The sequence below is a fragment of the Exiguobacterium sp. s131 genome (assembly GCF_018617345.1).
GTDB classification, from domain to species: domain Bacteria; phylum Bacillota; class Bacilli; order Exiguobacteriales; family Exiguobacteriaceae; genus Exiguobacterium; species Exiguobacterium profundum.
Genome location: NZ_JACSJX010000001.1, coordinates 622,315 through 637,373 on the forward strand (window position 1 = coordinate 622,315; position 15,059 = coordinate 637,373).

Annotated in this window: 18 protein-coding genes and 1 tRNA gene; 16 read left to right on the forward strand and 3 right to left on the reverse strand. The window is 50.5% G+C overall.

Annotation, left to right across the window (positions count from 1 at the left end; translation table 11 throughout):
- Window positions 1–46 precede the first annotated feature (46 nt).
- Entirely contained in the window at window positions 47–1,216 is a 1,170-nt protein-coding gene (locus KNO69_RS03285) for a DUF4097 family beta strand repeat-containing protein (protein ID WP_214730413.1), read from the forward strand.
- Window positions 1,217–1,252: 36 nt separating this feature from the next.
- Here KNO69_RS03285 and KNO69_RS03290 read toward each other — a convergent pair whose 3' ends face one another.
- Window positions 1,253–1,609 (reverse strand): hypothetical protein, encoded by a 357-nt coding sequence (locus tag KNO69_RS03290; protein ID WP_214730414.1) that lies wholly within the window; start codon window positions 1,607–1,609, stop codon window positions 1,253–1,255.
- Window positions 1,610–1,757: 148 nt separating this feature from the next.
- On the opposite strand from KNO69_RS03290, the gene hprK reads away from it, so the two are divergent.
- The 13 genes from hprK to KNO69_RS03355 all read left to right on the forward strand — a co-directional run bounded on the left by hprK (window position 1,758) and on the right by KNO69_RS03355 (window position 12,622).
- Window positions 1,758–2,693 (forward strand): HPr(Ser) kinase/phosphatase, encoded by a 936-nt coding sequence (gene hprK / locus KNO69_RS03295; RefSeq protein ID WP_214687188.1) that lies wholly within the window; start codon window positions 1,758–1,760, stop codon window positions 2,691–2,693.
- 2 nt (window positions 2,694–2,695) lie between these two features.
- Window positions 2,696–3,514 carry a prolipoprotein diacylglyceryl transferase gene (lgt, locus tag KNO69_RS03300; RefSeq protein ID WP_214816102.1) on the forward strand — a complete coding sequence of 273 codons (819 nt, stop codon included), beginning with the start codon at window positions 2,696–2,698 and terminating at the stop codon, window positions 3,512–3,514.
- A complete protein-coding gene (gene ppaX / locus KNO69_RS03305) occupies window positions 3,514–4,164 on the forward strand; it encodes a pyrophosphatase PpaX (RefSeq protein WP_159562639.1) in 651 nt (216 codons plus the stop codon). The genes lgt and ppaX overlap by 1 nt, the downstream gene beginning before the upstream one ends.
- Entirely contained in the window at window positions 4,157–4,639 is a 483-nt protein-coding gene (locus tag KNO69_RS03310; protein ID WP_214816104.1) for an acyltransferase, read from the forward strand. The genes ppaX and KNO69_RS03310 overlap by 8 nt, the downstream gene beginning before the upstream one ends.
- Window positions 4,640–4,932: 293 nt before the next feature.
- On the forward strand, window positions 4,933–6,405 hold the full coding sequence (locus KNO69_RS03315; protein WP_078147310.1) for a tetratricopeptide repeat protein: 1,473 nt from the start codon (window positions 4,933–4,935) through the stop codon (window positions 6,403–6,405).
- 68 nt (window positions 6,406–6,473) lie between these two features.
- Window positions 6,474–7,427 carry a thioredoxin-disulfide reductase gene (gene trxB / locus KNO69_RS03320; protein WP_078147309.1) on the forward strand — a complete coding sequence of 318 codons (954 nt, stop codon included), beginning with the start codon at window positions 6,474–6,476 and terminating at the stop codon, window positions 7,425–7,427.
- Between the two features lie 120 nt (window positions 7,428–7,547).
- A complete protein-coding gene (gene rapZ, locus KNO69_RS03325) occupies window positions 7,548–8,420 on the forward strand; it encodes an RNase adapter RapZ (RefSeq protein ID WP_078147308.1) in 873 nt (290 codons plus the stop codon).
- A gap of 1 nt (window position 8,421) precedes the next feature.
- Window positions 8,422–9,417 carry a gluconeogenesis factor YvcK family protein gene (locus KNO69_RS03330; protein WP_078147307.1) on the forward strand — a complete coding sequence of 332 codons (996 nt, stop codon included), beginning with the start codon at window positions 8,422–8,424 and terminating at the stop codon, window positions 9,415–9,417.
- Window positions 9,418–9,451: 34 nt separating this feature from the next.
- The gene (gene whiA, locus KNO69_RS03335) at window positions 9,452–10,405 is read left to right on the forward strand and encodes a DNA-binding protein WhiA (protein ID WP_012726921.1); all 954 of its coding nucleotides are present in this window, start codon (window positions 9,452–9,454) and stop codon (window positions 10,403–10,405) included.
- An 86-nt stretch (window positions 10,406–10,491) separates the two neighbouring features.
- Entirely contained in the window at window positions 10,492–10,728 is a 237-nt protein-coding gene (locus KNO69_RS03340) for a hypothetical protein (RefSeq protein ID WP_012726920.1), read from the forward strand.
- Window positions 10,729–10,821: 93 nt separating this feature from the next.
- Window positions 10,822–11,337, forward strand: a complete 516-nt coding sequence (locus KNO69_RS03345) for a DUF2179 domain-containing protein (protein WP_012726919.1) — start codon at window positions 10,822–10,824, stop codon at window positions 11,335–11,337.
- 89 nt (window positions 11,338–11,426) lie between these two features.
- Window positions 11,427–11,870, forward strand: coding sequence for a hypothetical protein (locus KNO69_RS03350; RefSeq protein ID WP_240499841.1), 444 nt, complete (start codon window positions 11,427–11,429; stop codon window positions 11,868–11,870).
- 56 nt (window positions 11,871–11,926) lie between these two features.
- Window positions 11,927–12,622 (forward strand): MerR family transcriptional regulator, encoded by a 696-nt coding sequence (locus tag KNO69_RS03355; protein ID WP_168169853.1) that lies wholly within the window; start codon window positions 11,927–11,929, stop codon window positions 12,620–12,622.
- A 42-nt stretch (window positions 12,623–12,664) separates the two neighbouring features.
- Here the strand turns inward: KNO69_RS03355 and clpP are convergent, their stop codons facing one another.
- Together clpP and KNO69_RS03365 are read right to left on the reverse strand one after the other, a co-directional pair.
- Complete coding sequence (gene clpP / locus KNO69_RS03360; protein ID WP_012726916.1) at window positions 12,665–13,240, reverse strand: ATP-dependent Clp endopeptidase proteolytic subunit ClpP; 576 nt, start codon at window positions 13,238–13,240, stop codon at window positions 12,665–12,667.
- A 151-nt stretch (window positions 13,241–13,391) separates the two neighbouring features.
- Window positions 13,392–13,464: transfer RNA gene (locus KNO69_RS03365), tRNA-Arg, on the reverse strand.
- Between the two features lie 119 nt (window positions 13,465–13,583).
- Between KNO69_RS03365 and KNO69_RS03370 the strand changes: the two genes are divergently transcribed.
- Together KNO69_RS03370 and KNO69_RS03375 are read left to right on the forward strand one after the other, a co-directional pair.
- The gene (locus tag KNO69_RS03370; protein ID WP_214683876.1) at window positions 13,584–14,729 is read left to right on the forward strand and encodes an RNA polymerase factor sigma-54; all 1,146 of its coding nucleotides are present in this window, start codon (window positions 13,584–13,586) and stop codon (window positions 14,727–14,729) included.
- Window positions 14,730–14,734: 5 nt separating this feature from the next.
- Window positions 14,735–14,992 (forward strand): glutaredoxin family protein, encoded by a 258-nt coding sequence (locus KNO69_RS03375; RefSeq protein ID WP_047795086.1) that lies wholly within the window; start codon window positions 14,735–14,737, stop codon window positions 14,990–14,992.
- Window positions 14,993–15,059 lie beyond the last annotated feature (67 nt).

Here is a 15,059-nt window from a genome sequence, read left to right on the forward strand (position 1 = left end):
CGGGAAGGTAATTGACGTGCAACCAAATTGAAGGGGGAAAACGAACGTGAAACAAGAAATGCGTGAACTGATTCTCCAGCAAGTGAAGGAAGGCAAGATGACAATCGAGGAGGCGATGACGCAACTCGAACGTCTCGAGCGACTCGAACCGGAACAGGTTCAAGCGCTTGAAGAGCGACAGGATACAGAAAAGGTCGATGCCTATTCGGTTGAATCGCTCACAACGAAACTGACATCTGCAGTGGAGGGGCTCGTAACGAAACTTCGCGACAGCGACTTTTCGTTCAGCTCGAACTTTGGTCCGGAAGTGACGTATTCAAAGTCGTTCCCGTTCACAGGTAGCGACATCTCGCTCGATCTGTTCAATGCGTCGGCGACGATCGTCTCGTCTGATGCTGAGGATTGTGAACTGATTGTCACGGGTCGTCCGCTTCGTCAACAAGACGCGGATAAGGCGCTCGAACAGTTACAGTCTGCGGTCAAGCACTCTGTCATTGGTGATCGTCTCGTCGTTTCGCTCCGTGACAAACTCGTCCGAGCCCACGTGGAACTGTACGTCCCGCACCACCATTTCAACCGCCTTCTTGTTCAGACGTTGAACGGCGAAGTCCGTGCCGATGGTCTCGATGTCGAGAACGTTCGTGTGCAAACCGCAAACGGGCGTGTCGTGCTCCATGACGTGCATGCATCCGAACTATTACTGAACACTGGTAATGGGACAGTCGAGGTAGAAGGTGTCGAAGCGGAACTCGTTCACGTTCGGACCGGAAACGGTGCCGTCATCGTCGGTGGGAAGTACGATAAAGCCTCCCTCAAGACAGGGAACGGAAACATCCGCGCGGAACTGGCGACAGCTCGTCCTGCCAAGTTTGAACTCGCGTCACTCGCCGGAAACATTCGACTCGTGTTACCACATGGCGTCGAGGTCGAAGGGGAGCTCGAGACGAACTTCGGTGGTCTGCATTGCTTGCTCGATGAGCTCGAAATCATCCGTGACCGTAAGGACGTCGCACAGCGTCGTCTGGAATTCTTGTCGGGTCGTGGTCAAACCCCTCGCATCGAAGTCGAGGCGGGGACGCGTACCGGTACGATCGATTTGGAGCACGGTTCGGTCTATACGCCATCCACATTCCTTGATGAGGATAAAGTAGAACCGGCTGACCCGGTCGATCCCGTCGACCCGGGCGATTTGAACAATCCGTTCCATCAACAATAAGCAAATCCCGAAGGCTGAGCCTTCGGGATTTTTTGATTATAGATTCATTTCGTACTCCATCTGTTGCCAATCCATCATCTGCGTATCAAACAGAGGGAAGGCGCTGATAGCAAACACGATGAAGAGGATCGGTCCGGCAATCAAGAGAATGATTCCAAGAAGGCGCATCGACTTCGAGCGATTCCAATAGAAGATGATGGCGACAATCATGGAGATGAGCGCTCCGGACAAGAAGAATCCGATGATGTTCAAGATGAACAAGAGCAAGATCGTCTCGTTTTTCGTCGCAGCATATTCTTTCCACATATCGATTAACGATTTGATGATGTAAACGAGTGACCCAATTCCAATCACTAGCGCAAATAAGATGACAATTCCGAATAAACCTCCCATTATTCCACCTCCTAGTTAGCCTATACCCTACATACGAACGGTGTAATAGGATGGTTTCAACAATTTTTTGACACGTTCTTGATCACTTCCCTAGCCCGTCTTAGAAAGAGCTATGATACAATAATGAGCGTGAAAGGGGCAGATACTGATGCAAAATATCGTACGTACCGCTCAAGTCGTTGAGCGTTTTAAACTTCAAGTGATTGCGGGAGAGGAAGGACTTCATCGACCGGTCGCAACACCCGACCTGAGTCGACCGGGTCTCGTCCTTGCTGGCTATTATACGCACTATGCCAAAAACCGCCTGCAAGTGCTTGGGAAGACGGAGTTGACATTCTATGCGAGCCTCTCGGAAGAGAAGCGTCGTGAACGAGCTAAAATCTTGTGTACGGAACAGACGCCAGGAATTTTAATCACGCGTGGCTTCGATATTCCAAAAGAAATCGAAGAAGAGGCGGAAGCAGCAAACGTTCCTCTCATGCGGACGAATGCGGTGACGACATCGATCGAATCACAAATTACGAACTTCCTAGAGATGGAACTAGCACCGATGACGGCGATGCACGGTGTGCTCGTGGATATTTACGGTGTTGGTGTCCTCATCAAGGGCCAGAGTGGTGTCGGGAAATCTGAGACGGCACTTGAACTCGTCAAACGGGGGCACCGCCTCGTCGCCGATGATTCAGTCGAGATTCGTCAAACGGGGGACCATCTCCTCGTCGGATCAGCACCGAAGCTCATTCGTCACCTGCTCGAGATTCGTGGGATTGGCATCATCGACGTCATGACGTTGTTCGGTGCGGGTGCGGTTCGGTCGCATAAAAAGATCAGTCTCATCGTCAACTTGGAGAACTGGGACGCGGGCAAAGTATACGACCGTGTCGGACTCGACCACAATACGATGAAAATCATCGACAGTGAAGTTCCGCTCTTGACCATCCCCGTTCGACCTGGTCGAAACTTGGCAGTCATCATCGAGGTCGCAGCGATGAACTATCGTCTGCAAAATATGGGAATCAATACGGCTGAAGAGTTCGCAGAACGTCTCGCGAACGCGATTCAGGATACTGAAGGAGACTTGTGAGCATGGTAGAACCGACATTTGATCGTGTGGCGTTTGAGATTGGCTCTTTGCCAATCTATTGGTACGGCATGATTATCGCCTTCGGGGCGATGCTTGGTCTCGTCCTCGCCTTATACGAAGCAAAACGTATCAATTATGATTCGGAACGACTCGTGGATGTCGTCATCTGGTCGATTCCGATCAGCATCGTCTTCGCGCGCATTTATTACGTGACGTTCCAATGGGATTATTATTCAGAGAACCTCGGACAAATCATCGACATTCGTCAAGGTGGGATTGCCATTCATGGAGCCATCTTCGGTGCTCTCCTTGTCGTCATCGTCTATTGTATGCGAAAGTCGATGTCGTTTTGGAAAGTGACGGACATCTTGGCGCCATCGCTTCTTCTTGGACAAGCCATTGGGCGTTGGGGAAACTTTATGAACCAAGAGGCACATGGTGGCGAGACGACGCGTAGTTTCTTGCAAGATACGCTCATGTTACCAGACTGGATCGTCAATCAGATGTACATCGATGGGACTTATTATATCCCGACCTTCTTATATGAAAGTGTATGGAATATCATCGGGGTCATCCTTCTCGTCGCGTGGCGCATGATTGGCAATCCACGACGTGGGTATATCTTCTTGTCATACCTCGTCTGGTACTCAATCGGTCGCTTCTATATCGAGGGACTTCGTACGGACAGTCTCATGTCCGGAGATTTGCGTGCGGCGCAAATGGTGTCAATCGCCTTGATCCTCTTCGGTATCGTCACGATGATTCTTCGTCGCAAGGCGAAACTTTACAACGACCCATCAGAGAAAGGATTGTTTGATTAATGGATACGATCTTATTTGATTTAGACGGTACATTACTCGATACGAACCCACTCATTATCGCGAGTTTCCGCCATACTTTCGACTATTATTTCCCGGAACATACGTATCGGGATGAAGACATTTATCGATTCATCGGACCGACGCTCGAAAAGTCGTTCCGTGAACTCAACGAGCCGGAATGGAAAGAGATGCAAGCCTTCTATCGGAGCTTCAACATCGCCATGCATGACCAACTCGTCGCAGAGTACCCAGGAGTCATCGAGGGGCTATATCGCCTTCATGCGAAAGGATACAAGATGGGCATCGTCACGTCGAAAGGTCGTCCGGTCGTCGAGCGCGGTCTTCGATTGTTCAATATCGACCACTTATTTGACGTCGTCGTGACAGCGGATGATGTCGAGAACGAAAAACCTCACGCTGAACCGGTCGAGCGTGCACTACAAGCACTCGACTCGTCACCAGAACGCGCCGTCATGGTCGGAGACAACGACACGGATATCTTCAGCGGGAAAAATGCCGGAACGAAGACGGTCGCTGTAGGCTGGGCCCTCAAAGGGCGTCCATTCCTCGAATCGCTCGAACCGGACGTCATCATCGACTCGATGGAACATTTCGAGGCGTGGCTAGACGAGGTCAGTATTCATGCGTAAGACGACACGATATCACATCGAGGGACCGAATCCGCTTTGGCAAATGTATCAGACGATTCGCTTTCTGCGTGTCTTCAAAAACACGACGGTCGTTCTGGTCGGTCGTTACTTTCCGTCGGTGAAGGCAAAGCGTTGGCTTTACCAGACGTTCCTCGGGATGAATATCGGAGAATATAGTGCCCTTGCTCTCATGGTCACACCGGACGTCATGTTCCCGGAACGCATCACGATTGGTCGCAATACGGTCATCGGATTCAATTCGACGATTCTCTGTCATGAGTATCTCGTAGACGAGTATCGGATCGGGGACGTCATCATCGGTAATGGCGTATTGATCGGTGCGAACGTTACCATCCTGCCAGGGGTAACCATCGGGGACGGTGCCGTCATCGGCGCGGGCGCGGTCGTGCACCGTGACGTCTTACCAGGAGAGCGGGTCATCGGTTCAAAGCTTCAATCGTTGACACATATTTGACACAATTTTTCGCAAAATGTTTTCATGAGCATTTTGTTCGTACAGAATCAATAATACTTGAGCGGTATCACTTTTTTTTGAAGAGATGCCGCTTTTTCATGGATAAATGTACAGAAATGAAGCTATCATATTTTCGTTCAAAAACAATTTTTGAACCTAGTAAAAAATAATCATTATAGAGGGAATATAGTCGCAATTTTTTTTAACTTTTTCAGTTGCCCTCGTTGTTCGAGTGCGGTATTCTTATCCCTGCAACTAAAAAAGATTTAGAGATGATGTGGAGGATTTAGAATATGGAAGCGAACTATGAAGCAGTAATGACGCTACCCGAACCAGAATCTCCGCTCGCTGCGGAGCTCCACTACTATAGAGGTCGTCGTGCGTTACGTGAAGGTCGCCTGGATGAAGCGACTTTTTTCATGGCTGAAGCGACAGCGGCAGCCACGCATCGCGTCGACTATCATAAACAGTACGCAGAACTGTTATTTGAAGTAGGGGAGGTCTACCACGCCAATGACGTGTGGAAACGAGTATTAGAGCTCGATGAGACCGCAACAGAGGCACTGTATCACTTAGCAAGCAACTGTGCCTATGTCTCTCAATATGAGGAAGCGGCGCACTATGCATCCGAATATCTCGCCCGTGACACGAAAGGTCACTTCACGGAAGCTGTGCAATCCCTTCTTGAACTGATCGAACTCGAACAAGAGCTAGAGGACGAGGAAGAAGACGAATTGATCACGTGGCATACGGAAGCGCAGCGTCAAATCGATAAAGGACGATTGTTTGCGGCAAAGGCGACACTCGAGCGTCTCATCGGTCAATATCCATCGTTTTGGCCAGCATACAACAATCTGTCGGTCGTCAGTTTTTACCTTGGTGATGACCAAGCGGCATTCCGGACGCTCGAATACGTGCTCGACCAAAATCCAGGCAACTTGCATGCAATCTTGAACACGATTCTCTTGCTCCATGAAGCGGGTCAATCGGAAGTGGCCCTTCAGTTGTCGACACCGCTCACACGTGTCCGTCCACTCCAATTTGACTTACGTTATAAATTGGCGACGACACTCGCGCTTGTCGGACATTACGACCGTGCATATGAAGAACTGCGTCTATTGAAAGACCGCGGATTCCGTGGGGACCCATTGTTTGGGCATTGGCTCAGCGTGTCTGCCTATAAGACAGGACGACTTGAAGAGGCAGCCACCTACTTGAACAATGAAGAGATGAAACAGTTTGAAGAGAAACAAAGCTTCGACATTCGAGAAAACCTCGAATTTCGTTCGGCGCTCGTCCAAGGATTGCGTCAAGAGAGCGACTTGGCTCGAATCGAGATTATCCGAATCATCGCCAATTTAAAAGATGACGAAGCGTTCGAAGCGCTTGCGCTCACGAATGCGGTGACGGAAAACGGGACGGTCCGTGCGTTCGCAGAGATGTGTCGTGCCGACCTTTGTCAGCAACCGTTCAAAGGAGACGTCCGGATCAAGCGTGCGTTTGATGCGCTCGTCTTGGCTGAAGCACATGTATCAGAAGCGGAACGGATGAGCCTAGAGGGCGACTTCTATGAACGTTTCGCGACGCTTCTGTTGTCTGATGAATCATTCATGGACGTAACGGCATCGGCCGCTGCGCTCGTCTGGATGTTTTATACGAAACGGGACGCATTGATTCTCGAAAATTGTGCGAACGCCTTCCATCTCTCGGTCGACACGTTGACAGAGACGGTCCGTTCGTTCAAACGGACACTCGAACAAGCATAAAGATAGACGATACCCTTACAGGTTTCTTATACTAAAGGCAATCAATTTCTTGCAGAGGTGGAATCAACATGACAGAAGAAAAAATTTATGACGTCATTATCATCGGTGCCGGTCCTGCCGGAATGACCGCTGCGCTATATGCTTCACGTGCGAACCTTTCAACACTTATGATTGAACGCGGGATTCCAGGTGGTCAGATGGCCAACACGGAAGACATCGAGAACTATCCGGGCTATGACAGCATCCTTGGTCCTGACTTGTCTCAAAAAATGTTCGACCATTCGAAAGCGTTCGGTGCGGAGTATGCATATGGGGACGTGCAAAGCATCTCGGATGAAACACAATATAAAATCGTGCATGCGCACAACCGTGACTATAAAGCACGTGCAATCATCCTCGCCTCTGGTGCTCAGTATAAGAAAATCGGCGTACCGGGAGAAGAAGAACTCGGTGGCCGTGGAGTATCGTACTGTGCGGTATGTGACGGAGCGTTCTTCAAAGGGAAAGATTTGTTCGTCATCGGCGGTGGCGACTCGGCTGTTGAAGAAGGTGTCTTCTTGACACGCTTTGCGAACAAGGTGACGATCGTTCACCGTCGCGATGAGCTTCGCGCTCAGAAGATTCTTCAAAAACGTGCGTTCGACAATGAGAAGATCGATTTCATTTGGAACCACACGTTGAAAGAAATCACAGAGAAAGACGGGAAAGTCGGTGGGGCTCGTCTTGTCAGCACAATTGACGGGACTGAGACAGACCACGAGATCGACGGCGTCTTCATCTATATCGGCATGAACCCGATCACCGGGTTCGTCCAAGACCTCGGCATCACGAACGAGCAAGGATACATCGTCACGAACGAGGCGATGGAAACGAACATCCCAGGGATTTTCGCGGCCGGCGACGTTCGCGAGAAAACGCTTCGTCAAGTCGTCACAGCGACGAACGACGGGTCGATTGCCGCTCAGAATGCTCAACACTTCATCGAGGGACTCCTCGAATCGTTGCAAGAACAAAACGCATGATTCAAGAAGGTAGGACTGCGGGGAACCGCGGTCCTTCTCTTTTTTTCGGACGTTCGTTATACTAGATGGAGAGAGCTACACACACGGCTCGGTTGTCAATTTTAAGGGGGCGTCAGCGAGATGGAAGACTTTAAAGGATTAGAAGAATTGATCATCATCAGTGGGATGAGCGGGGCTGGAAAGTCGGTCGCCATGAATAGTTTCGAGGACCTCGGCTATTTTTGTGTCGACAACTTGCCACCGGTGCTCTTACCACAATTGATTGATGTCATCAGCTCGGTCCGACCGAAAATCGCGGTCGCCATCGATACACGGACACGAGACTTTATCGATAGCTTATTCATCGTCATCGACGATTTGGAAAAAAAGAATGTGCATCCGCACCTGTTGTATTTAGAGACGCGGGACGACGTGCTCGTTCGCCGTTATAAAGAGACGCGACGGTCCCATCCGCTCGCACCGGAAGATGCGCCACTTGTCGGCATCAAGATGGAGCGCGAACTGTTAGAAGGATTCCGTGACCGGGCCCACACGTTGTATGATACGAGCGACTTGAAGCCACAGATGTTGAAGGACCGCATCCTCCAACAGTTCAACGAAGAACGGATCCCGTTCACAGTCAACTTCATGTCGTTCGGTTTCAAACATGGGGTGCCGCTCGATATCGACTTGTTGTTCGATGTTCGCTTCATCACGAACCCATTCTATATCCCTGAGCTCCGTCCGCTCACGGGTCAGACGACAGAAGTACAGGAGTACGTCATGTCGCACCCGGAAGCGCGAGCGTTCTATAAGAAGTTGATCGACATGCTCGAGTTCCTCCTTCCGCAGTATAAACGGGAAGGGAAGACGCAAATCGTCGTGGCGTTCGGCTGTACCGGCGGGAAACACCGGTCGATCACCTTCGCTGAGAAAGTGTCGGAGCACTTTGCTGATCGCTATAACGTGAAGACGGTCCACCGCGACCTCGTTCACGCGACGAAGGAGAAGTGACATGAGACGAGACCGGAAAGTAGTCGCCATCGGCGGAGGGACAGGGTTGTCCACTCTCGTTCGTGGGTTGAAACATTATCCGCTCGACATCACGGCAATCGTCACCGTCGGGGACGACGGCGGAAGCTCGGGACGTCTTCGTGACGAGTTTCATATGTTGCCTCCTGGCGACATCCGTAACGTCATCTTGGCGTTGTCGGAAGTTGAGCCGTTAATGGATAAGATTTTGCAATACCGTTTCGATACGGGATATGGATTAGAAGGGCATTCCCTTGGAAATTTGATGCTCACGGCAGCGACTCACATCTGTGAGGGTTCGTTCGTCAAAGCGATCGATGTCATGTCGCAACTCTTGAACGCACAAGGGAAAGTGTTGCCAGTGACAGAGACGCTCATGACCCTCGCCGCCGAGTTCGAGGACGGCACCATCGTCAAAGGGGAGTCCAAGATTCCGCTACATGAGCAACCGATCAAGCGTATGTTTTTACTCGAGGAAGGCATTGAACCGGCCCCGGGCGTCGTCGAGGCGATTGAATCGGCGGACGTCATCGTGCTCGGTCCAGGAAGCCTGTATACAAGTATCATTCCAAACCTTCTCATCTCGGCGGTGCGGGAAGCCATCATCCGCTCGAAAGTCCCGGTCGTCTATATTTGTAACGTCATGACGCAACCAGGTGAGACGAAAGGCTATGACGCGATGAAACATTTAAAAGTCATCGAGTCGTACCTTGGGAAGGCATCGATCGACACGATTGTCGTCAACAACGAGCCGATTGAAGAAGAGTATTTGGAGCGTTATCGTGAGGACGGGTCGGAAGAGGTCCGCTTCGATCGGAAGAAACTCCGAAACTATGGGACGAACGTTCTCGCTGGGGACATCGTCGATTATAACCGGGAGTATATCCGTCATGATTCCGACGCCATCGCCGGACTCGTCATGCAGCGGGTGCTCCGAATCAAGAAGCCGCGCTCGTTTCAAGAATTGGAACTGAAATAAAGATTGTTGGAAAGACAGAAAGGAGGGGGACTCGATGAGCTTTGCATCAGATGTGAAGAAAGAATTGACACAACTTGAAGTGACTGACGCGGAAGCGAAGGCGGAACTGTCGGCACTCGTTCGGATGAACGGGGTCATCTCGCTCGCCCTAGGACGAGGCATGACCTTAGATGTCTCGACGGAGAACGCCTCGATCGCCCGTCGGATTTACTCGTTGATGAAACGTCTTTACGACCATCCGTTAGACTTGTTCGTACGGAAGAAAATGCGTTTGAAAAAGAACAACGTCTACATCGTCCGCGTGTCACAGCATGCGGAGACGATGCTTCGGGACCTTGAGATCCTCGGAGAGAATTACGAGATGATCCGGACACTGAACTCGGATATGACGGGGGACGAGAACTTAGCACGCGCTTACTTACGTGGTGCGTTCCTCGCCGGCGGGTCGATCAACCATCCGAAAACGTCGTCGTACCACCTCGAAATCTATAGCTTGTACGAAAACCATAACCAGGCGCTACGTGATTTGGCGAACCGATTCGAGTTGAACGCGAAGACGCTCGAACGGAAAAAAGGGCATATCTTGTACATGAAAGAGAGCGAGAAAATTTCAGATTTCCTCAAGCTGATCGGGGCGACCCGAGGTATGTTGGAGTTTGAAGACGCACGAATCATCAAAGATATGCGGAACTCCGTCAACCGTCTCGTCAACTGTGAGACGGCCAACTTGAACAAGACGGTCGGTGCAGCATTGCGTCAAGTCGAGAACATCAAGTTCTTGGAGCGGACGGTCGGGCTCGACGTCTTACCGAAAAAATTGCGGGAGATTGCTGAACTGCGTGTCACACACCAGGACGTTTCGTTACAGGAACTCGGGGAAATGCTCGAGTCCGGTCCGATTTCGAAGTCAGGAATCAACCATAGACTTCGTAAAATTGACCAGATTGCCGAGCGCGTACGTAGCGGGGACGAAATCGCATCCTCGTGATGCGGTTGCACCAAAACCATTCTTCCTATATAATAAGCAATTGTGTATAGGTTTTATGAATAGCGAATTAAAGGAGCTTCATCATTATGTCGAATGAAAAGAAAAGATTATCGCTCACGATCGACGCTAAGCTCGACCAGGTCATCACAGAGCGTGCCAAAGAAATCGGGATTCCGAAAAGTGCACTCGTCACGTTTGCCACAAGCCTCTTCTTGAACCAGCTTCGTGCAGAAGAGTTGTTGAACGGGGACAAGAACGCAATCTACGAAGTCATTCGTAAAGACTACGAGTTGCTCACGAGCGTAAAGAATCTAGATAACTAAGTAAAAGGTTGACTGCGGTCAGCCTTTTTTAGTTGCATCTCTTTCAGAAATTTGGAATAGTGGTGATAATGAATTGGAACGGAGGTCGATCAAATGGGTCAAATCTTACTCATCCTACTGCTACAACTAATCTACGTTCCGGTGTTAACGCTCCGGACGATCATGCTCGTGAAAGGGAAGACCGTCATCGCCGGTCTATTCGGAACGTTAGAAACGCTAATCTATATTTTTGCGCTCGGCATCGTGTTCCAGGATCTGACGACGGTCGGTATGATCGTGTATGCGGTCGGCTTCGGGCTCGGGATCTTACTTGGCGGTTTCGTCGAACGAAAACTCGCCATCGGTTACAACATGATTCAAGTCCATACGAAAGAATATCCAGCGGAACTCATCCAACAGATGCGTGACAACGGATATGGAGTTACGCATTATCAAGGGCAAGGACGTGACGGGGTCCGTTACCGTCTTGACGTATTGGCGGCCCGCACCCGGATGAAAGAATTGCGTGAACTCGTCGAGAAACATGAACCGAAAGCGTTCCTCGTCGCATTTGACCCGATCGACTTCAAAGGCGGTTATATGATGAAAGGACTGCGTCGCCCGAAATGACGCACAAGACTCACGAACGTGGGTCTTTTTTTGTTGGAGTAGGGATTTTATCTCGTGACAGGGAACTAGTGAAGAAAGGGGATGAGACCGTGAAACGAAATCGGAGTGTGTGGATGATCTTACTATTTATACTTGTAGGGGCGGGTATCGTTTATTTCGCCATGACCTTATTTGGAGATGGAGAGGACGGTGTCAAACCGCCGCTCCCGACGGTTCGTGTCGGCTCGGTGTCTGCGGAAGTGGAACAATCGACGTACTGTTGGGAATCCGGCAATCAAGCGACGTGCGCCGATTACGGACTACCAGAAGCGGACGACCTTCAACTGATCACCGTCAAACCGGGCGACCGAATCGATGTCGTCTATCATGCAGAACCGATGACGTCGAGTTTCAATCGAATCGAGGATGGGGAACTCGTTCCTTCTGAACTCGTCGTTCCGGACAAGCCGGGCATCTATCTCTATGAAGTCGGCGGAGAGTGGTCGCAAGGAGATAGCCGATACGTCTTCGGTGTCCGGGTTCCTGAAAACTAATGGTTGACCTGCCTCTAAGGGATGGCTGTACAGTGAAAGTAGGAGGTGGGGAAACGGTGATACCAATCGGAAGAGTCGCGCATGTGACCGGATTGTCGGTCAAGGCGATCAAATTTTATGAAGCGCGCGGATTGGTCCGCCCGACGCGGACCGAGAATCAGTATCGAATGTACGGGATGGAAGAGATTCGACGGTTGAGCGAAATCAAACGATTACGTCAAATCGGACTTCGTCTCGAACAAATTCAATCGGGTCTACCGGTTGATACATTGTTAGAAACACGATTGGATGAAGTTCAAGTAGAAATCGAACGACTTCATCGAATCGAGAGGCAGATTCGATTGATGCAAGCAGGAGGGAACGACATGAAGATTAGATATGAGACATTGAATGAAGCCATTTCCGTCTATGGATATGGTGGTACGTTAGAGGAGATTCCGCATATGTGGGCCAAGCTTCAACCGGAACTGACGACGGACGAGTCGTACGGAGTCTGTCTCCCGCAGGAGAACGGTTATGTCGCGGGCATGACGAACCCGGTGTCGGGAGAAGATGCGCGTCGTGTCGAACTGACGGAAGGGAACTATATCGTCGCGACGGTGGAGGGAGGCATCCCGATGATTCCGTCGACGTATGAGCAGCTAGTAAACGTTCCAGACGTGACGCTACGAGACGCGGTCGACTTCGAGCGCTATATTCACGGGCAAGGGGGAGCGGACGACATCATTGAGATTTGGATGCCGATTGAATGAAAAAGACGTTTCCCGCTCAAACGGGAAACGTCTTTTGTGTGATTAACGTGTCATGACTTTGTCGATGAGACCGTAGTCTTTCGCTTGGTCAGCTGCCATGAAGTAGTCACGCTCTGTATCGCGCTCGATGACTTCAAGAGGCTGTCCAGTGTTTTCTGCCATGATTTGGTTCAACTTCTCGCGCATCTTGATGATGCGTTCTGCGTGAATCTTGATGTCTGACGCTTGGCCTTGTGTGCCGCCGAGCGGTTGGTGAATCATGATTTCTGCGTTCGGTAATGCGAAGCGTTTTCCTTTTTCACCGGCTTGGAGCAAGAAGGCACCCATCGATGCGGCCATTCCGATACAAATCGTCGACACGTTCGGCTTGATGAAGTTCATCGTGTCATAAATCGCCATACCCGCTGTGATCGAACCACCTGGGCTGTTGATGTAGAGTGAGATGTCCTTTTCTGGGTCCTCAGCTGCGAGGAAGAGGAGCTGTGCGACGATGGAGTTCGCGACGTTGTCGTCAATCGCACTTCCGAGAAGGATGATACGGTCTTTGAGCAAGCGTGAGTAGATGTCGTACGCGCGCTCCCCACGGCCTGTCTGTTCGATAACTGTTGGAATTAACATTGAATCTGCCTCCTTTATGTAGGTTGTAATTTCATCATACCTGTATAGTCAATGATGGTCAAACGATAGTCATCGTTTTTCACCTATTCCACGATTTTCTCGTTGTGAAACGAAAAAGAGGCCAGGCAATCTGCCTGACCTCTACATCTGATACACCCGGAGAGATTCGAACTCCCGACACCTGGCACCGGAAACCAGTGCTCTATCCCCTGAGCTACGGGTGCATATCTGTGACACGAATTTATTATACATTTGTTTTATTAAAAAAGCAATCCTGTTCGCATAGCTTTTTTGAGCGCGACGGAAGCGGGTTCGCTACAATAGAAAAGAGGGGGGGAGAACGATGCAACGGCAGGAGCAAAAACAAATTCAGCAACAACAGATGACGCAAGACCTCGTGCAGCGGTTACCGGTCCTTGAAGCGGATCGTCTCGCGCTCGTATTCCGGTTGGCGCGTCTTGCACGGCATAACCCGAACATTCACATCGGGAGCGGGGACGTCGATTGGATTGCAGATGCGGCGAGCTCGTTTGAGGAGAAGCTGTTCACACAGATTCATGAGGGTAGCGGCAGTGAGGATGAGAAAGTGTTGCGACGACAACTCGTCCTCTTGCTCGACCATCGGGGATTATTGCCGGATGCGAATGAGGTGTTGGCGACACGACTCGGTGTCGACGTCACTCGAATCGAACAGGCGAGGCAGGCGCTTTTATTTCTTGAACCGACGGGGATCGGGGCGAGAACAGAACGGGAGTGTCAATATCGACATGCGATCGAACATGAGGACCCTCGCATCGTCGATGTATTCGAAGCGATTGAGAGTGGGGTGAGTCCTCAACAGATGACGACTGCTCTTGCTATTTCAGAGGAGGAATTGGCAAGACTGGAACGAATCGTCGCGACACTTCCGAAACGTCCTCTATTATATGAAGAAACGGGTCACGTGTTTCCGGAAGTCGAGGTACGCTATGAAGAGGGGACACTCGTCACGACGTGGCTCAGTCCGGAACTCGACGAGTCGCGTGTCGGAAATGACCGTGAGGCGAAATGGTGGATGACGTCCCTTTCGATGCGGAACGAAACGCTGCGTGAGATTTGGTCAATCATTGAAGCACGTCAGACCGAGTGGCTCAAAGGGGAACTTGTCCTTAATCCGTTGACCCGACGTACGGTCGCGCAGCTCATCGGAAAACATGAATCGACGGTCGGACGAGCCATCCAAGGGAAGTTCGCCAAGACCGAGAGTGGCATCATGGAATGGCGACACTTTTTTGTTCGGTCTACAAGTCGCGGGCATTCACCATTTATGATTAAACGGACACTCGCAGAACTGATTCAACGAGAGAAGGCACCACAAAGTGATCAGGCGCTTGCGAATGAATTGATTCGATACGGTTATCAAGTGACCCGGCGGACGGTGACGAACTATCGGGAAGAGCTTGGATTCGGTAATTCGCGCGAGCGCGAGCGACAGGTATGGAAGGGATGACGAAAATGAAATTAACATTATATAAACGTGACAATTGCTCACTATGTGACGAGGCGGTCGTCATGCTCGAATGGTTACAGGAAGATTACCCGATCGAACTCGAACAGGTCGACATCACCGGGGATGAGGTGCTCGAGGCAAAGTACCTCTTTGAAATCCCCGTTCTCATACATGAAGGTGTGGTCATCAGTCAAGGGCGATATGATGACAACAAAGTTGAAGATTTTGTTAAGTATACGCTTACATCGAAAAAAAACGTTTGAAGGGGTTGCCAGACGGAAAAGTGATTGATAAGATGAACTCGTAGCGGTGGGACGCAAATAAAAAAGT

What these genes read in the sequence shown, in the direction of transcription:
- KNO69_RS03290 (WP_214730414.1), bottom strand. Translation starts at nt 1,609, where the DNA reads ATGGGAGGTTTATTCGGAATTGTCATCTTATTTGCGCTAGTGATTGGA.
- hprK (WP_214687188.1), top strand. Translation starts at nt 1,758, where the DNA reads ATGCAAAATATCGTACGTACCGCTCAAGTCGTTGAGCGTTTTAAACTT.
- lgt (WP_214816102.1), top strand. Translation starts at nt 2,696, where the DNA reads ATGGTAGAACCGACATTTGATCGTGTGGCGTTTGAGATTGGCTCTTTG.
- ppaX (WP_159562639.1), top strand. Translation starts at nt 3,514, where the DNA reads ATGGATACGATCTTATTTGATTTAGACGGTACATTACTCGATACGAAC.
- KNO69_RS03310 (WP_214816104.1), top strand. Translation starts at nt 4,157, where the DNA reads ATGCGTAAGACGACACGATATCACATCGAGGGACCGAATCCGCTTTGG.
- KNO69_RS03315 (WP_078147310.1), top strand. Translation starts at nt 4,933, where the DNA reads ATGGAAGCGAACTATGAAGCAGTAATGACGCTACCCGAACCAGAATCT.
- trxB (WP_078147309.1), top strand. Translation starts at nt 6,474, where the DNA reads ATGACAGAAGAAAAAATTTATGACGTCATTATCATCGGTGCCGGTCCT.
- rapZ (WP_078147308.1), top strand. Translation starts at nt 7,548, where the DNA reads ATGGAAGACTTTAAAGGATTAGAAGAATTGATCATCATCAGTGGGATG.
- KNO69_RS03330 (WP_078147307.1), top strand. Translation starts at nt 8,422, where the DNA reads ATGAGACGAGACCGGAAAGTAGTCGCCATCGGCGGAGGGACAGGGTTG.
- whiA (WP_012726921.1), top strand. Translation starts at nt 9,452, where the DNA reads ATGAGCTTTGCATCAGATGTGAAGAAAGAATTGACACAACTTGAAGTG.
- KNO69_RS03340 (WP_012726920.1), top strand. Translation starts at nt 10,492, where the DNA reads ATGTCGAATGAAAAGAAAAGATTATCGCTCACGATCGACGCTAAGCTC.
- KNO69_RS03345 (WP_012726919.1), top strand. Translation starts at nt 10,822, where the DNA reads ATGGGTCAAATCTTACTCATCCTACTGCTACAACTAATCTACGTTCCG.
- clpP (WP_012726916.1), bottom strand. Translation starts at nt 13,240, where the DNA reads ATGTTAATTCCAACAGTTATCGAACAGACAGGCCGTGGGGAGCGCGCG.
- KNO69_RS03370 (WP_214683876.1), top strand. Translation starts at nt 13,584, where the DNA reads ATGCAACGGCAGGAGCAAAAACAAATTCAGCAACAACAGATGACGCAA.
- KNO69_RS03375 (WP_047795086.1), top strand. Translation starts at nt 14,735, where the DNA reads ATGAAATTAACATTATATAAACGTGACAATTGCTCACTATGTGACGAG.